Origin of the sequence: Hymenobacter properus (assembly GCF_015694735.1) — a bacterium.
Classification (GTDB): Bacteria; Bacteroidota; Bacteroidia; order Cytophagales; family Hymenobacteraceae; genus Hymenobacter; species Hymenobacter properus.
Genome location: NZ_JADQDP010000001.1, coordinates 1324944 through 1341621 on the forward strand (window position 1 = coordinate 1324944; position 16678 = coordinate 1341621).

Annotated in this window: 8 protein-coding genes; 6 read left to right on the plus strand and 2 right to left on the minus strand. The window is 64.1% G+C overall.

What is annotated here, in order from left to right:
• Positions 1-15 precede the first annotated feature (15 nt).
• From I2I01_RS05595 to I2I01_RS05620, 6 genes are all read left to right on the plus strand, one after another.
• Complete coding sequence (locus I2I01_RS05595; RefSeq protein WP_196285416.1) at positions 16-681, plus strand: response regulator transcription factor; 666 nt, start codon at positions 16-18, stop codon at positions 679-681.
• Between the two features lie 586 nt (positions 682-1267).
• On the plus strand, positions 1268-1804 hold the full coding sequence (locus tag I2I01_RS05600; RefSeq protein WP_196285417.1) for a phage tail protein: 537 nt from the start codon (positions 1268-1270) through the stop codon (positions 1802-1804).
• A gap of 26 nt (positions 1805-1830) precedes the next feature.
• The gene (locus I2I01_RS05605; protein ID WP_196285418.1) at positions 1831-2373 is read left to right on the plus strand and encodes a phage tail protein; all 543 of its coding nucleotides are present in this window, start codon (positions 1831-1833) and stop codon (positions 2371-2373) included.
• Positions 2374-2409: 36 nt separating this feature from the next.
• Positions 2410-2952 (plus strand): phage tail protein, encoded by a 543-nt coding sequence (locus tag I2I01_RS05610; RefSeq protein WP_196285419.1) that lies wholly within the window; start codon positions 2410-2412, stop codon positions 2950-2952.
• A 105-nt stretch (positions 2953-3057) separates the two neighbouring features.
• On the plus strand, positions 3058-3987 hold the full coding sequence (locus I2I01_RS05615; RefSeq protein WP_196285420.1) for a methionyl-tRNA formyltransferase: 930 nt from the start codon (positions 3058-3060) through the stop codon (positions 3985-3987).
• Between the two features lie 83 nt (positions 3988-4070).
• Positions 4071-11714 carry a putative Ig domain-containing protein gene (locus I2I01_RS05620; protein ID WP_196285421.1) on the plus strand — a complete coding sequence of 2548 codons (7644 nt, stop codon included), beginning with the start codon at positions 4071-4073 and terminating at the stop codon, positions 11712-11714.
• A gap of 169 nt (positions 11715-11883) precedes the next feature.
• Here I2I01_RS05620 and I2I01_RS05625 read toward each other — a convergent pair whose 3' ends face one another.
• Positions 11884-12552 carry a hypothetical protein gene (locus tag I2I01_RS05625; RefSeq protein WP_196285422.1) on the minus strand — a complete coding sequence of 223 codons (669 nt, stop codon included), beginning with the start codon at positions 12550-12552 and terminating at the stop codon, positions 11884-11886.
• 505 nt (positions 12553-13057) lie between these two features.
• The gene (locus I2I01_RS05630) at positions 13058-16264 is read right to left on the minus strand and encodes a T9SS type A sorting domain-containing protein (protein WP_196285423.1); all 3207 of its coding nucleotides are present in this window, start codon (positions 16262-16264) and stop codon (positions 13058-13060) included.
• Positions 16265-16678: the final 414 nt, after the last annotated feature.

Consider the following 16678-nt stretch of genomic DNA (forward strand, 5'->3'; position numbering starts at 1 on the left):
CTACCCCCACTGTACATGGCTGTTCCTTCCCCCGTCCACATCGCCCTGCTCGACGACCACCCGTTGTTCCGGCAGGGCCTCCGCTTCATTTTGCAGGCCTTGCCCTACGTGGCCGCCGTGGAGGAAGCCACCACCCTGCCCGAACTTTTGGCCCTTTGCGCCCAGCGCCTGCCCGACGTGCTGCTGCTCGACATGCAAATGCCCGTGACTGACGGCGCCGAAGTAGCCCAGCAGCTGCTCGGCCTGTACCCCGACCTGAAAATCATCGTCCTGTCGATGTTTTCGGCCGATAAGTACATCACCCAAATGATGAAGCTCGGCGTGCGCAGCTACCTGCCCAAAGACGCCACCCAGGACGAGCTCATTCAGGCGCTGGAAGGCGTGCTCACCACCGGCCACCATTTCACGCCGCGCATTTCGCGGGCCCTCATGCGGGGCCTGCAGCAACCAGCCCGGCCGGCCTCGGCCAAACTCAACGAACAGGAGCACTTCACCCCGCGCGAGCAGGAGGTGCTGCGGCTTATTTGCGAAGGGCGCAAGGCTGCCGACATTGCCGCCCACCTGTGCATCAGCCGGCGCACGGTGGAGGGCCACTGGCAAAAGTTGCTCGAAAAAACCGGTGCCCCCAACGTGGCGGGCTTAGTGGTATTTGCCGTGAAGCACGGCCTGCTGGAGGCATAAGAACCGCCCGAAATTGGCATCCATCTACGTAGAAATACCTGGTTCTGAAAACCAGGTATTTCTACGCTAATACCGCCTGTTTACAAACCGTTACTTTGCTTGCGCAAACCAGCAGGATGCATCCTGTTTTTTCTTGCATTCAGGCATTGAATAATCTACCCGGCCAGGCTCTACATACCAAATACGGAAGTTCACATACAAACCATGAATTTGTAATGCGCTCAAGTTGTGCTTGCATCAGCAGCCGTGTAGCTTTCGTGCTGAATCAAGCTTTGACGAGCAATGCTATAAATGCTTGAGCCGACATTTTTCCGCTTTTGTTCCTCAATTCAAGCTGTGTTCACCTCCGGACTTGTCCTGTTTCCATGTTGGTGTGGATAGGGGCAGATAGTAGAAGCGAAGGTTATGCTCCACCGACTCGGCGTGCACCGCAAATGAGTGATGCGCGCGGCCTTGGATGGCCACCATGGACGGTCCACTTACGTGAACTAACCGCCGATGGCTCTGATACCTTCTCTGTTTTCACCGCTTTTGCTTGTGGGCAAGAGCATTCTCTATTCCTTCACCTTTTTTCTCATTCCCCTTTATGGAAGCTTACATAGGCGAAATCCGCGCCGTCGGGTTCAATTTTGCGCCGCAGAACTGGGCCTTATGCCAGGGCCAGATTATGCAAATCCGGTCGAATACGGCCCTGTTCTCGATTCTGGGCACGACGTACGGCGGCAATGGCACGACCACCTTCGCCCTGCCGAACCTCTGCGGCCGGGCCATCATCAACGCGGGGCAGGGCCCGGGGCTATCGACGTACCCGCGGGGCGCGGCCGTAGGCAGTGAAGGCGTCACGCTGGATATGACGCAGATTCCGGCCCACATTCACTCCATCACCGGCACGCTGCCGGCCTTCAATGGCCAAGCGGACCAGGGCAGTCCCAGCAATAATTTTCTGGCCACGACAGCCGTCAATCAGTACGGGGAAGAAGCCGGCAGCAAAACGATGGGCCAGGGCATTATCAAGGGGACGTCCGGCCCAAGCGGGGGCGGGCAGGCGCACAGCAACATGATGCCCTACCTGACCATGAACTACATCATCTGCCTGGTGGGCGTTTTCCCGCCCCGTTCCTAACCCCTGACTTTTAAGCAGCTTTTCTTATGGATAACTACATTGGCGAAATCCGCGTTTTTGCTGGCAACTTCGCCCCGGAAAACTGGGCGTTCTGCGATGGCAGCCTGGTCAGTATTAGTGAAAACCCCGCGCTGTTTCAACTGGTCGGCACGACCTACGGCGGCGACGGGCAAACGACCTTTGCCCTGCCCAACCTGCAGAGCCGGGTGGTGGTAGGCCAGGGCGTGGCCGCTACGGGTACCAATTACCCGATAGGGATGAGTACGGGCGTGGAGAGCGTGACGCTGACCACCCTGAACATGGCGACACATGCGCACCCGGTCAGCAGCTCCATCAGCGCGATGAACGGCGGCACGCCCGCCAATACGCCCGCTAACAACCAGTTCGGGAGCAATGGAGCAAGTGAATACGCCAGCCCGGCGGGGGGAGCGAATGCCACCTTGGCCCCCGGTTCTGTGACCGGTCAAACCACCCCAGTGGGTAACAGCGCGCCGCACCTCAACATCCAGCCCGTGTTGGCGACGAGCTACATCATTGCCCTAACTGGCATCTACCCGTCGCAACAGTAGTTTCTCCTCTTCCACCTCGTATCAGCTCCCAATCATATGGACGGTATATTCCTCGGCGAGATTCGCCTCATGAGCTTCAACTTTCCCCCGAAAGGCTGGCTGCTCTGCCAGGGCCAGACGTTGCCCATCAGCCAGAATCAGGCCCTGTTCTCGCTGCTCGGCACCTTCTACGGCGGCGACGGCGTGACCACGTTCAAGCTGCCCGACCTGCGCGGCCGCGTGATTCTGGGCCAGGGCCAGTCGACGGCCAGTGGCGCCAACTACACGATGGGCCAAGTGGCCGGCACCGAATCGGTGGCGCTAAACGCCAACCAGATACCGGCGCACGTGCACGCCTTCTCGGGCACCGTGAAGACGTCGGACTCGGCCGACAGCAAGTCGCCCTCCAATACTTATCCGGCTCCTCCACTAAACCAGGGCAACCAGTACGCCAATGGCTCGGCCAACACGACCCTGGGCGGGCAGTTTACGGGCAACACGGACAACAGCGGCGGCAGCCAGCCCCACGAAAACCGCCAGCCCCTGATGGCAATGAACTACGCCATTGCCATAACGGGCATCTACCCCTCGCGCAGCTAACCCCTTGCCTCTACCGCCAATAAACCGCGCCGGCCAGGGCAGCAGCCCATCTGCTACCCAGGCCGGCGCGGTTTATTGGCGGCGGGCTTTCCTGCTTCCTATCACATGCAAGTAGCCGTTATCATCAGCAACGAGCTGGGCTGGCCTGCTCTCCAGGCCCTGGCGGCCCAAGGCGCCGTGGCGGGCGTGGCCGTGCCCCGCTGCGCCCCGCTCGATGCCACCGAGCAGCTGGCTGAACAGGCCGCCACGCTAGGCCTGCCCGTAGTGCGACTGGCCCGGCCCCAGCTGGCGCCAGAACTGGCGGCCTGGCTGCGGGAACTGCAGCCGGCAGCAGTGCTGGTGTTTACGCTGCCCTGGCGCATTCCGGCGGCGCTGCTGGCGGTGCCGCCGTTGGGCTTCCTCAATTTTCACCTGGCCGCCCTGCCCGGCTACCGCGGCCCCGAGCCCCTATTCTGGCAGCTGCGCAACGGCGAACCGGCCGGCGCCGTGACCGTGCACCGCATGGACGCCGACTTTGATACCGGCCCCGTGCTGCTGGCCGAGCCCGTACCCATTGGGCCGGCCGATACGCACGGGCTGCACCGGGCCCGCCTGGCGCTGCAGGCCGCCCCCGTGGCCCTGCGCCTGCTGGCCAGCCTGCGCGGCGAGGGGCCGCCCCTGACGCCCGTGCCCCAGGATGAGGCCCGGGCCCGCTACTGGCCGCGCCCGGCCCTGGCCGATGTATCGGTGCGCTGGACGGAGCCAGCCGCGGCCATTGAACGACTGGTGCGCGCTGCCAACCCTTGGAACCGGGGCGCGCTGACCACCCTGCGCGGCCAGCCGCTGCGCCTGCTGAGCGTGCTGCCCCACCCCAACGCCGCCACCGGCCCGGTGCCCCCCGGCACGGTGCTCCACGCCGATGCGGCGGCCGGCATCTGGGTAGCGTGCGGCCAGCGTGAAGCCCTGCGCCTTGACATGGTAGCCCTGGAAGAAGGCTACTTCACCGGGGCGCAGCTCCTGCAGCTTGGGGTGGGCATCGGCGAGGTGCTAAACTGATTCCTCTAAAAAGGAAACGCTAAAATCGAGTAACTCGCTGAATTACATAGTACCTTTGTTTCATCCTTTCCAATATTTTTTTTATGAAAAAACATTTAATCCTCTGGTTGCTGCTCCTGCTTTCCGGCAGCGCCTGGGCTCAGTTGAGCATCAGGGAAAGCTTCGAAGGCACCAGTAGTGAATACGGCTACACGAGTAGCTTCTCCAATACCACGTCCAATAGCGTTTATTTCACCCGCACGACCAATCCGAAGACGGGATTTGGAAACCCGGTTGTTCAGCCGACGCCCGATGGCTCCTGGTTCTGGGCGTCGGAAGGGGTAAGGGATTTCAACCGCACCATACCCTCGGCGACGTTGACGCTCAACGGGATACCCAACGCGGGGAACTACAACAACATCCAGATTAGTATTCTGGTCACGGACCCGCGCGCTGCTACTAACAGCCCCGTCGCTTCATCGGACGAGCATCTGCGTATTCAATACGTTTATACCCCGACGAACGTCGTTCCGGCAGCTTCCAGTTTCATAACAGCCGGCGAATTTAGGGGGCTTAATCCTGGTACTGTCAGCTCATGGTACCAGTTCGTGAACGGCACCCAAGGGCCTGCCCTAACCGGGAGCTTCACCAATTTTGATTTTTCGATTCCGAACGGCACGGGGTATTTGTTTGTCCGCGTAGAGGCTGACCAGAACCAGCCGGGCGCGGAGCTAGGGTTTGACAACATTCGGGTAACGGGCAGCCAGGCCACCACCCTCCGCCCGACGCTAACTACAACCGACACCGGTGACCGGGCTTATGCTGAAGGGGCCGCGGCGCTGCCCATTTTCACCAATTTGACCGTCGACAATCCCTCCGGCACTACGCTGGACGCCGCCAAGGTCGTCTTCACCAACGGCACCCGCGTGGCGGCGCAGGACGAGCTGACGTACACAATTCCTGCTGGCAGCGGCATCACGTTCGACGCGGCCAACAGCACCAACGGCGCATTGGCTTTTACCGGCTCTTCATCGGAAGCCAATTACCAGAACCTGCTGCTCTCGGTAAGGTACCGCAACATCACCTCTACGGCCGCCCGCGGCGGGACGCGTAGCTTCGCGTTTACGGTCAGCGACGGCGCCAATACCAGTTCGCCCTTGAACCGCAACGTCGTGGTGACGGCCACGCTCAATAGCGCGGTGGGTCTGGCGGTGCCTTTCACCGTGGACTTCGAGACTGACGGCGAAGGCACGACCTACGGCTCCAACACGGCTACCTCCGGAACGCAGGGCTTTGTGCGGCTGACCGGCGCCCCCGGCGCTACGTTCAACTCCACCACCGTCTTCAGCCAAATCCAGGGCAGCGGCTACTTCTACGGCAGGGGTACCAAGGAATTCCTGCCCGCGTCGAGCGACGGGCTGCCCACGGCGGGCAACAATATCGCGACGCCGCTTGGCGGAGTGCTGATGCTGGCGCCCATCAATACCACCGGCTACACCAACCTGCACTTCAAGCTCAAGGCGGCTGCCGCGGGCAATACGTTTTCGAGCGACGACTTCCTGCGCTTTTCCTACAACCTGAACAGCGGCGCGGGCTGGCAGGCCTTCCCTTCCGGAAACTTTACAGGCTCGGGAGGGGCACTGCTTCAGAACGGTACCGGTACGGCGCTGACCACCACCATGCAAGACGTGGACATCACGCTGCCCGCCGCGGTGGCGGGTACCAACGTGAGTTTCCGGGTGGAAGTGGGCGACAACGGGGGTGAAGAAATTGCCTTCGACAACATCCAGGTAACGGGCACGCCGGTGCCGACGACGATTACCTCCATCGTGCGAGCCAGCACCAACCCCACCAACGCCACCACCGTGCAGTACACGGTGACCTTCGCGGCCAGCGTGACGGGGTTGACGACTGCCAACTTCAGCGTAACGACCACCGGTACGCTGGGCGCAACGCCCAGCGTGAGCAGCGTATCGGGCTCGGGCACTACCTATACCGTGACGGTGAACACCGGCAGCGGCAGCGGTACCCTCACCCTGAATCTGAACAATAGCACCGGCCTTACGCCCAGCGTGAGCAACGTGCCCTTTGCCGGTGAAACCTATACCATCGACAAGACGGCTCCGACGACGACCATCACCAGCTCGACGCCGGGGGTGAGCAACGGCAGCACGACGGCCACCACGCCGATTGCCTTCACGGTGACGTTCACGGAAAACGTGTCGAACTTCACGTCGAGCGACGTACAAGTGACGGGTGGCACTCTATCGGGCTTCTTCGCTGCTAGCAACAGCACCTACACCTTCAACGTGACGCCCAGCGGCAGCGGTAGCACCGTGCGAGTGAACGTGGCGGCCAACGTGGCCCAGGACCTGGCCGGCAACGGCAATACGGCGGCCTCACAGTACAGCGTCACCTACCAGCAGCCGCTGGTGGCTTCCTCGCAGGCTGTAACGGTGAACCTGACCGCCAACGGCACCGCTACCCTGAACGCCAGCAGCGTCAACAACGGCAGCAGCGGCGGGGGCACGCTCACCTACACCATCCAGAAAATTGTATATGGGCGGGTGACCGAAGGCAGCACGCTGGCGCTGAGCACCCCTAATGGGGCGAACTTCACGTCTATCCCCTTTGCCGTGTACGGCAGCCCCACGGGCACGAACGGCAACTATGGGCCCAGCACCTGCGGCTCGCCGACGGGCAACGGAGGCACTCCCGGCACCGACGTGCGCGCCACGGTGAACGCCTCCCTGATAAACAGAAACTCGGGCACCATTGATGCCAATAACAACACGTTTGGCGACCCCTGCTCGGGCACGCCCAAGGCGCTGGCCGTGCAGGCTGCCTACTCGGCCAACGCCCCCAGCCTGACCTACGACTGCAGCGAGGCCAACAAAACCCAGTACGTGCTGCTGACGGTGAGCAGCAGCGACGGCCAGACCAGCACGTCGGTGGCCCAGGTGACGGTGAACCCGTCGCCCACCATTACGATTTCGAACGTGAGCCCCACCTCGGCCCTGCGCGGCACCCCGGTGACGGTAACCGGCACCAACCTGAGCGGCGTGACCAGCGTGACGGTGAACGGTGCCACGGCGACTGTGGGCAACTTGACGGCGAATGGCTTCTCCTTCGTGGTGCCCACCACAGCCACTTTCGGCGCTGGCAACATCTCGGTGGCGGCTCCCTGCTCGCAGACGGTGACCAGCGCCTTCACGGTGCAGCAGCCGGTGACGGCGGCGCCGGTGGTGACCGCGCCGGCCAACGGCAGCCTGACCAATAATTCGCAGCCGACCTACTCGGGCACGGCCCCGGCTGGTAGCACCGTCACGGTGTACGTCGGCCCGGCCTCCGGTGCGGCCTCCGCCATCGGCACGACCACGGCCACCGCCAGCGGCAATTTTTCGCTGGCTCAGCCCACGGCCCTGACCAGCGGCAGCTACCAAGTGTATGCCACGGCCCAGACCAGCGGCAGTACGGTGAGCGCCAACTCCAACACGAACACCTTCACGGTGGACACGACGGCCCCGACGGTGACCTCCCTGACCAGCAGCACCGTGACCAACGGCGGCTCGACCACGACCTCGCCGGTGCTGTTCACGGCCACCTTCAGCGAGCCGGTGACGGGCTTCGCCAGCGGCGACATCGCGGTGAGCGGCGGCACGGTGACCAGCGGCCCGACGGCCGGCAGCGGCAACACCTTTACCTTCCAGGTGACGCCCAGCGGGGCGGGCAACGTGACGGTGCAGGTGCTGGCCAACACCGTTCAGGACCAAGCCGGTAACTTCAACCCGGCCTCGAGCACCTACTCGTTCACCTATTCGCTGCCGCTCGTCACGGCAACCTTGACGCAGGTGACGCCATCGCCGACGGCGACGGCGACGCTGACCTACCGGGCTACCTTCTCCGGCGGCGTCACGGGCTTGAACACGGGTAACTTCTCGGTGGCGAATAGCGGCACGTCGGTGAGCGGGGCCTCCGTGGCCAGCGTAACCGCCGTGAGCGGCAGCACGACGACCTACGACGTGGTCGTGAACACGGGCACCGGCAACGGCAGTCTGGAGCTACAGCTGGTCAACAGCACGGGGGTATCCCCCACGGTGAGCAGCCTGCCGGTTAGAGGCCCCGGCTACACCCTCTACAAGAGTTTCCTGGCCAAGCCCACCCTGCGCATTCAGGGCATGGGCAGCCCCAGCGGCTTCAGCGACGTGACGGCTTTCGTGGACTTGGTACAGGTGCTGCAAAGCGGCACTACCACCGTCGTGACTAACGGCATCCAAAATGGCAGCTTCGAAGCCAACAACGTGCCCGCCGGTGGCTTCCTCTACCAGCAGACCGGGGTCGTGGCCTCGCCCTGGACGTTCACGACGCAAGCGGGCGTGTCACGCAATGGGAGCGGCTTCGGCTCGACGGCGGCCGACCTCAACGCGGTGGCGCTCCTGCAAAGCTTAAGCTCGACCGGCAACAACGGCAGCGTGGCGCAGCCCCTGGCCGTGCCCACGGGCAGCTACCAGGTCCGCTTCCGGGCCGCCGAGCGGACCAACAACGGCAGGAACGACGACCAGGTGCTGAACGTGTACCTGCTGGATAACTTCAATAATACCGTGTTTGTGGGCAGCATTCAGCCCGACATTAGTGGTCTTGGCCTCTACGGAACCTTCACCTCGGCCACGTTCACCGTGACGGCCGCGCCCCTGACGGCCACGGTGAGCACGAGTTCGACCAGCCCCACTAGCACCGCGCCCATTCCATTCTCGGTGAGCTTCACGCAGAGCGTGGGCACGAGCTTCACGGCTTCGGACGTGACGGTGACCGGCGGCACGCTGACCAGCGGCAGCTTCAGCGGCAGCGGCGCGGGCCCCTACACCTTCACCGTGACGCCCAGCGGGTTCGGCACCGTGTCGGTGACCCTGGCCGACAACGTGGCCTTCGACGACAACAACACGGGCAACGCGTTCACCAACACGGCGAGCGTGCAGTTCGCGGCCCCGACTATCACGGTCTCGCCGGCCACGCTGGTTGGCGGCACGCGGGGCACGTCCTACAGCCAGGCCCTGTCGGCTTCGGGCGGCACGGCTCCTTACATCTACGCCATCACGGCCGGTGCCCTGCCCACGGGCCTGACGCTGACGGCAGCCGGGCTCCTGTCGGGCACGCCCGCGGCGAGCGGCTCGTTCACCTTCACGGTAACGGCCACCGACGCCTCGGCCGCCCCCGGCCCCTACAGTGGTTCGCGCAACTACACGCTCACCATCGCGGCCCCGACCATTGTGGTGGCCCCGGCCACGCTGCTGACGGGCACGGTGGCCACGGCCTACAGCCAGGCCCTGTCGGCCTCGGGCGGCACGGCTCCCTATGCCTATGCCATCACGGCCGGTGCCCTGCCCGCGGGCTTGAGCCTGACGAACGGCACCATCGCGGGTACGCCCACAGCCGGCGGCTCGTTCACCTTCGTTGTGACGGCCACCGATGCCTCAACCGCAGGCAGCGGCGGCCCCTACAGCGGGTCGCGCAGCTACACGCTGACTGTTGCGGCTCCCACCATCACGGTAGCCCCGGCCTCGCTGCCTAACGGCACGCAGGGCACGGCCTACAGCCAGACCCTCACGGCTTCGGGCGGCACGGCTCCTTACGCATTTGCCATCACGGCCGGCGCCCTGCCGAACGGGTTGACCCTGACCAACGGCACGCTCTCGGGCACACCCACGGCCAGCGGCACGTTCAACTTCACGGTGACAGCCACCGACGCCTCGGCCGCCCCCGGCCCCTACAGCGGCTCCCGCGCCTACTCCCTCACCATTGCGGCCCCGGCCGTGACGGCGGTAACGTGGACCGGCAACAACAACACCAACTGGTTTGATGCCAGCAACTGGACGCCCAATCAGGTGCCCGACGCCACGCTTGACGCGACCATCCCCACTTCGCCCAGCGGCGGGCGCTTCCCGATTATCACGGCCAACGCGCCGGCCAACGCCCGTAACCTGAGCATCGCCTCCGGGGCCTCGCTGACGATGACCGACAACACGCTCATCCTCGCGGCCAATCTGACCAACAACGGCATCTTCGCCGGCTTCTCGGGCAGCAACGGCGGCACGCTCGTGCTGGGCAGCAGCGCGCTGAGCCTGCTAAACGGCGGCGGCGTCAACCGCTTCTGGAACCTGACCGTGGGCCCCAACGGCGCGCAGCTCAACAACCCGAACGTGACCTCGGTGCGGCGCCTGCTCCTGCTCAACGGCAACTTTGCCGCCAACGGCAACCCCTTCACCCTGGTTTCGGATGCGGCGGGTACGGCGATGGTGGTGAATAACAGTAGTGCGGTTGTGACCGGCACCGCCACCGTGCAGCGCTACATCGACCCCAGCCTGAACCCCAACCTGGGCTACCGCCACGTGAGCCCGGCCATCGGCAACGCCACGGTGAGCAGCCTGACGACGAGCGGCTACACGCCGGTGGTGAACCCGGCCTACAACACGTCGGCCACGCCGTTGCTGGTACCGTCCTTCCCCACGGTGTATGGCTACGACCCGACCCGCTTGACCACGACGAACAACAACCTGAACCTGTTCGACAAGGGCTGGTATTCGCCTAACGCCCTCACTGACCCGCTGAACGTGGGCCAGGGCTACACCGTGCTGATTGGCGGCGGCCAGACTTGGAACTTCACCGGCCCTCTCAACAACGGCACCCAGACGGTGAACGTGGCCCGCCCCGCCGCCCTGCCCACCGACGGCTCCGCGGGCTACAACCTGGTTGGCAACCCCTACCCCTCGCCCCTAGACTGGTCGCAGGTGAGCGTTGCGGACCGCCCGAACGTAGGCGGCACGATGTACGTGTACCAGAGCAACGACCCCCGCAATCCCTACACCGGCGTCTACGGCTTCTACAGCGCGAGCGCGGGCATCGGCACCGTCAGCCCGGTGGTGGCCCAGGGCCAAGGCTTCTTCGTGCAGGTGGCCCAGGGCCAGACGAACGGTTCGGTTACCTTCCGTAACAGCCAGCGCCCCACCACCTACACGAGCCCCACTTATCAGCGCACCACCGAAACCCGGCCCCTGGTGGAGCTGCACCTGCAAGGCGCCGGCAGCACGCTGACCGACGCGGCCTTCGTGTACTTCGAGCAGGGCGCTACCGACGGCTTCGACGCGCAATACGACGCCGAAAAGCTGCCCAACCCCTCGGGCCTGAACCTGAGCACCAGCCTCTCGGCCACCCAGCGCCTGGCTATTGACGGGCGCGCGCCGCTGACTACCACGCAGCGCGTGGTGCCGCTGGCCGTGGGCGTGCCCGCCGTGGGCAGCTACACGCTGAGCACTGCGCAGTTGCTGAACCTGGGCACTACGCCCGTGTACCTGCGCGACCTGCAGAGCGGCGCCGTCATCGACCTGCGCACCCAACCCAGCTACACCTTCACGGTGAGCAACGCTTCGGCGCTCATCACCGGCCGCTTCGAGCTGGTGTTTTCGCCGCAGGCCGTGCTAGCCACGGCCCCGGCCGCGCTGGCCGCCCAGGTGGGCCTCTACCCCAATCCGGCCACTACCACGGCTTTCGTGGAACTGCCGGCGGCCCTGGGCCGCACGGCGGTTGTGGCCGAACTGGTGGATGCCCTGGGCCGGTCCGTACGTACCCAGTCGCTGCCCGCTCAGGGTGCGGCTCCCCACCGCCTCAGCCTGGCTGACCTAGCTACGGGCGTTTACACCCTGCACTTGAAAACCAGTGCCGGCGTCATTGTCAAGAAGCTGGTAGTGGAATAACAGCTTGTTGACTTTCCTAAAAAGCCCCGGCTGCGCAAGCAGTCGGGGCTTTTTTGTGCCGGCTGTGTCCGGAGTGGCTCCAGCGTCTTACCCTCATCAATCTACCGACATGCGCACCGGCGGGTACACGTCCTCACCCGCTAGCCGCCTGGCCCAAGCGTCCTCTCTTTCACGAACGCAGGCGCACCTGGTCGTAGAGGGCGACGAAGGCGGCCAGGGTGAAGGCCGGGTAAAGCGCCGTCAGGTCGGCCACCATTTCCTGCGCGTTGGGGTGCTGCGGACCGGCAAATGGCAGGTCGGGATGCTGGGCAAAGTGCTGGCAGAGCTCAACAAGCAACAGGGGCCAGTGGGCATAGCCCAGCGAGAGGGTAAGCAGCTTGATGTAGCCCGTGAAGTCCACCCCAAGCGGCTCGGGCAGGCGACCCTCGCCGAAGGGCAGGTAATAGAGGGCCGGGTCCTGCTGCTCGTCGTGGTAGAAGCCCACGCCGGCTTCCTCGGTGTTCAGGTCCACGACCTTGAACTGGCGCAGGCGCTCGAAGCCCGGGCGCAGGAGCCGCTCGAAATACACAATGCCCTCCCAGCTGCCGTAGATGTCCTGCATTCGGCGAAGGGCCAGCCGGCCGCTGCACTCGGGGTGTTGGTCCTCCAGCTCTTCGGGCACTGTCCAGGCCAGGTCGATGCCGTTGCCAACCTCGCAGTAGGCCCACATGACAGGTGCTATCCACTCCGGGTGGTCCATCCGCGCGATTTCCTGCGGGGTCGGCTCGGCGTAAGAGCGGCGTGGCGACAGCAAGTGAAAATGCACCCTACATGCCGGGGCAATAATACGGAGGTCCATCAGGAACTCGACGGCTAACGGCGATAAATCCGGCATATAGGGCGAAGGCTGCTGTTCTTAGGCAAAGCTAAGCAGCTGTCATAACGTCGCAGCTGGCAAAGGCCGACGATTTCCTATGTACCTAATGGGGTGTGTTATTCCAGTTGACCCTTTTTCAAGGTAATGTCCATCAGGTTTTGTAAGCTGGCCCGGATGGCGCTGTTAATGCCGTCGAAGCCGAGCCACCTACCCGGAAAGGCGAGTGCCACCAACGCAGCTTTTACCAGCGCACTCTTCACGACCTACGCGACCGGGCCAAGCTGCCCTGCGGCAATGATGTCTACTGAAATCTATTCTACATTTAGAGCATTCCCCCGCATCTACCATCGAACTAAAAACGACCGCCCCCCGGAGTTAATCAATAAGCTACCGCGCCCAAGCACCGGCATCAGCAGCTATGGGCGGGGCCCAACAAAAAAGAGCCGCCCCAACCGGAGCGGCTCTTTTTATCGGTGTGAAGTGGCAACTATTCCAGCACCACTTTCTGGGTGAACACCTCCGTGCCCGCCTGCACGCGCAGCGTGTACACGCCGGCGGCCAGGCCCTGGGTGGTGAGGGTATGCTCAGGAGCGGCACTCAGGGCCTGGGTGCGCACCGTCTGGCCCAGGGCGTTGAGCAACGTGGCCTGGCTGGCGCCGAGGCCATTGAGGCGCAGGGTGAGCTGGCCGGTGTTGCTCGGGTTGGGGAACACGCTCAGGGCGTTGCTGTTGGTTTGGGCGCGGGCCGCCAGCACGTTGGTGGCGGCAATGGTGAACGAGCCCGGGGTGTCGGAGCTGCCGAAGCCGCTCACGGCCACGTAGTAGCGCTGACCTACCACCAGGGGCGAAACAACGACCGGCGCTGCGAAGGCCGTGTTATTGGCGCCGCTGCCCTGGCAGAACACCGAGGTGAACGGACCGGCTGAGCAGCTCGGGCTGGTGTACACGCGAAGCGCGCCGGCCGCCGCGCCGGTCAGGGTGAAGGTGCTGGTGGTGGCGTTGGCCGTGAAGGCAAACCACACGTCCTTGGGCAGTGAGCCGCCGGCGCAGGCCGGCAGGTTCATGTTGCCGGTGGTGGTAACGGTCGAGCCCACGTTGGTAGCCGATACGGCCGTGCTGCTCAGGGCCACGGCGCCGCAGGGGTCGTCGTTGGTAGGCGCGGTGAGGGGCGTGGTGAAGCTAAACGGACCGGCCAGGGTGCTGCTCCCGTTGAAGCCGCCGCAAATCTGCTGCACGTAGAACTGGTAGGCCGTGGTGGGGCTCAGGCCCGTGAGGGTGGCCGTGTTGGCGGTGAGGCCCGAGATGGTGGTGCCGGTGGCGGTGGGAATGAAGCCGCTGGGGCCGTAAATCACCGAGTAGGTACCGCCCGTGCTCAGCGTGCCGCTCCAGTTGGCCACGGCGGTGGTGTTGGTGAGCGTGCCCGTGCCCAGGCCGGTGGGCGCCGGGCAGTTCGGCACCGGCGAGGCGCAGATGGTGAAGTTACCCAGCGTGCCGGTGGTGCTGTACTCGTTCACGCGGATGTAATAGGTGGTGCTCGGCGAGAGGGTGGTCAGGTCAAGCACCGGCGCGGCCGTGTTGGAGGCCGTACCCGCGCAGGAAATGTAGGTGAGCGGGCCGGCGCAGGCCGTGCCCGAGTAAGCCCGCACCACGCTGGCGGCGCCTCCCGTAACGGTGATGCGCACCTGCGTGCTGGTGGGGCCGGTAGCGGCCGTGGTGAACTGGAACCACACGTCGCGCGGGGCCGAGATGGAGCCGCAGCCCGTGCCCTGCGTGCCGCCGGCGTAAGTGCTGCTGGGCGTTTGCGTAGCGCCGATGGTAGTCGAGTTTATCGGCGTGCACACGTTGCTGATGGTCAACTGCGTAGCACCGCAGGGGTCGTCGTTGAGGATAAGCGTGGTGAACGCAACCGGGCCAGCGGTTCCCGAGTTGGAGCCCGCGCCGCAGTTCGACGTCACGTAGAACTGGTAGGTGGTGCCCGGCGTGAGGCCCGTGATGGTGGTGCTGCCCGTGGTGATGCCCGAAACCGAGGTGCCGCCCGTGGCGGGGTTGAAGCCCGTGGGGCCGTACACCACGGTGTAGGTGCCGGTGCCGCCCGTCAGCCACGAGAGGGTGGCCGTGGTGGTAGTGGTGGTGGCCGTGAGGGTGGCCGGCGTGAGGCAGCCCGTGGCCGACTCCAGCACGATGTTATCCAACCCAATATCGGTGACGCCGAAGTCGGCGCGGCCGCGGAAGCGCAGCACCGACGTAGCCGAAGTGGCGCTGATGGGCAGCACAACGGTGTTAAATCCCGTGCCCGTGCTCAGCTTGTAGCCGTCGAGGCGGCTAAACGTGGTGCCGCCGTTGGTCGAAAGCTGCACCACCAGCGAGTCGCTGCCGCTGGTGTTGATAAAGTCGAAGCTCAGGCGCTTGGCGCCGGCAGCGCTCAGGTCCACGTAGAGGTCCAGGGTGCCGATGAGGCCGTTGGTGGCCTGGCCGCTGTGGAAACGGGCCGAATGGGCCCCTTGGCTGCCTGCGGGCGTGTAGCCCCAGGAAGCGGGGCTTACCCAGGCCCCGGCCGTGCCGTCGTCTTCGCGACGCCAGGAGTTGTTGCCCGTGGAGGGCGTGTTGCGCCACGACACGGTGGGCACGTCACGCGTGTTGCACACGTCCAGCCAGGTGTTCTCGAAGCTTTCCACTACCGGCAGGGTGGCGTAGGTGGGCGGCGTGGAGGAAATGGTGACGGCCGTGGAAGTAGTCGATTGGGCGGTGCCGCTGCAGGTCACGCGGGCACGGTACAGGGTGGTCGTCGTTTGGCCCGACACCGTGTAGGTGGCGCTGGTGGCGCCTGCAATGTCGGTGTAGCTGGTGCCGCCGTTGGTGGAGGACTGCCACTGGTAGGCCAGGCCGCCGTCGGTGGAAGCGCCCGAAAGCGACACCACGATGGCCGACGAGGCGCAGGTGTTGGTGGCCGTGGCCGTGGCCGTGCCAGCCGTGGGCGCGCTGCTGCACACGGGGTTGGCCGAAACGCCCATCACGTTCAGCACGCCCGTGGTCGACGTTTTGCTGAAGCCGACGCTTTGCACCTGCTTGCTTATGTTGGCCGCCGACAGCGTATAGCGGAATTCGTAGAGGCGCGGGTCGGAGGTGTTGTTGGTGATGCTGTTGTCGGCCACGCTCACGCGGCCCAGGCCGATGATGGCCGCCCCGCTGCCCCCGTACCAGTCGCTCACCGTAGAAGCCGGGAATACCTGCGTGGTGCCGTCCGTAAACGTCACGGTCACCACCATGGTGCTAACGCCGCTGCCGCTCGAGGCCAGCACGTAGATGTCGCCGGCCGTGCGCGGCGTGGTCACGGTGAGGGTGCCGGTGCCGCTGGTGGTGTTGATACGCAGCGAATTGTTGGCCGTGTAGGCCGCAAGCTGGAACGTGAGCCCCGGCGTGTTGGCGCTGGTGATGAGGCCTGACGCGGGCAGGCCCGACGTGGAAGAGGTGCCGGCCGGGTTGGTGTAGCCCACCGTCATGAGGGCGTAGGAGGCGCCGTCGAAATCGGCCGTGGTGCGGGCCGAAGCGGCACCGGTACCGTCGGCCACCACGTCGGCGGTGTAGCCGGTCACAACCAGGGGCACCGGAGCAGCATGCGCTGCACCGGTTACCAAAGCCCCCAGGCCCAACGCGCAAAGCAACGGACGATAGGTGCGTGTAAACAGTTTTTTCATCTGAAGTAGGCTGGTTAGAATTTTTTCAAATGTAGAAGGAAACAAGGCTGTTAATACCCTGACAACCTTGATTTTTGAAACGCTAAACCATCCTGCGCCCCCTTCAGCCAACCTTCATATTCTGAAAAACGCTAGCTTTTTTTAAGGAAAGGCAATGGATGGTACGGGCAGAAGAAATATTATTAATACAGCCGGGCAGAATTTATACATTCAGCAAAATAGCTTTTTTGCTAAATCCTTTAATGCAGCAAGATTCAGGTCTATGGGATTAAAAGGCCTCTCAGTGAATAAAGCGCACCTAATTTCTCAAATAGACTACACCATTCTAGCTCCTACCCCGCAGGATAAGCTATACTTATACCAAACAGACCCCGCAATGGGGGCCTGTTTCTGCTATTCATCAATTTTGCGGGC

Bases quoted from the DNA above. Each gene is read 5' to 3' on its own strand.
- I2I01_RS05630 (WP_196285423.1), bottom strand. From the start codon at position 16,264: ATGAAAAAACTGTTTACACGCACCTATCGTCCGTTGCTTTGCGCGTTG.
- I2I01_RS05600 (WP_196285417.1), top strand. From the start codon at position 1,268: ATGGAAGCTTACATAGGCGAAATCCGCGCCGTCGGGTTCAATTTTGCG.
- I2I01_RS05615 (WP_196285420.1), top strand. From the start codon at position 3,058: ATGCAAGTAGCCGTTATCATCAGCAACGAGCTGGGCTGGCCTGCTCTC.
- I2I01_RS05595 (WP_196285416.1), top strand. From the start codon at position 16: ATGGCTGTTCCTTCCCCCGTCCACATCGCCCTGCTCGACGACCACCCG.
- I2I01_RS05625 (WP_196285422.1), bottom strand. From the start codon at position 12,552: ATGGACCTCCGTATTATTGCCCCGGCATGTAGGGTGCATTTTCACTTG.
- I2I01_RS05605 (WP_196285418.1), top strand. From the start codon at position 1,831: ATGGATAACTACATTGGCGAAATCCGCGTTTTTGCTGGCAACTTCGCC.
- I2I01_RS05620 (WP_196285421.1), top strand. From the start codon at position 4,071: ATGAAAAAACATTTAATCCTCTGGTTGCTGCTCCTGCTTTCCGGCAGC.
- I2I01_RS05610 (WP_196285419.1), top strand. From the start codon at position 2,410: ATGGACGGTATATTCCTCGGCGAGATTCGCCTCATGAGCTTCAACTTT.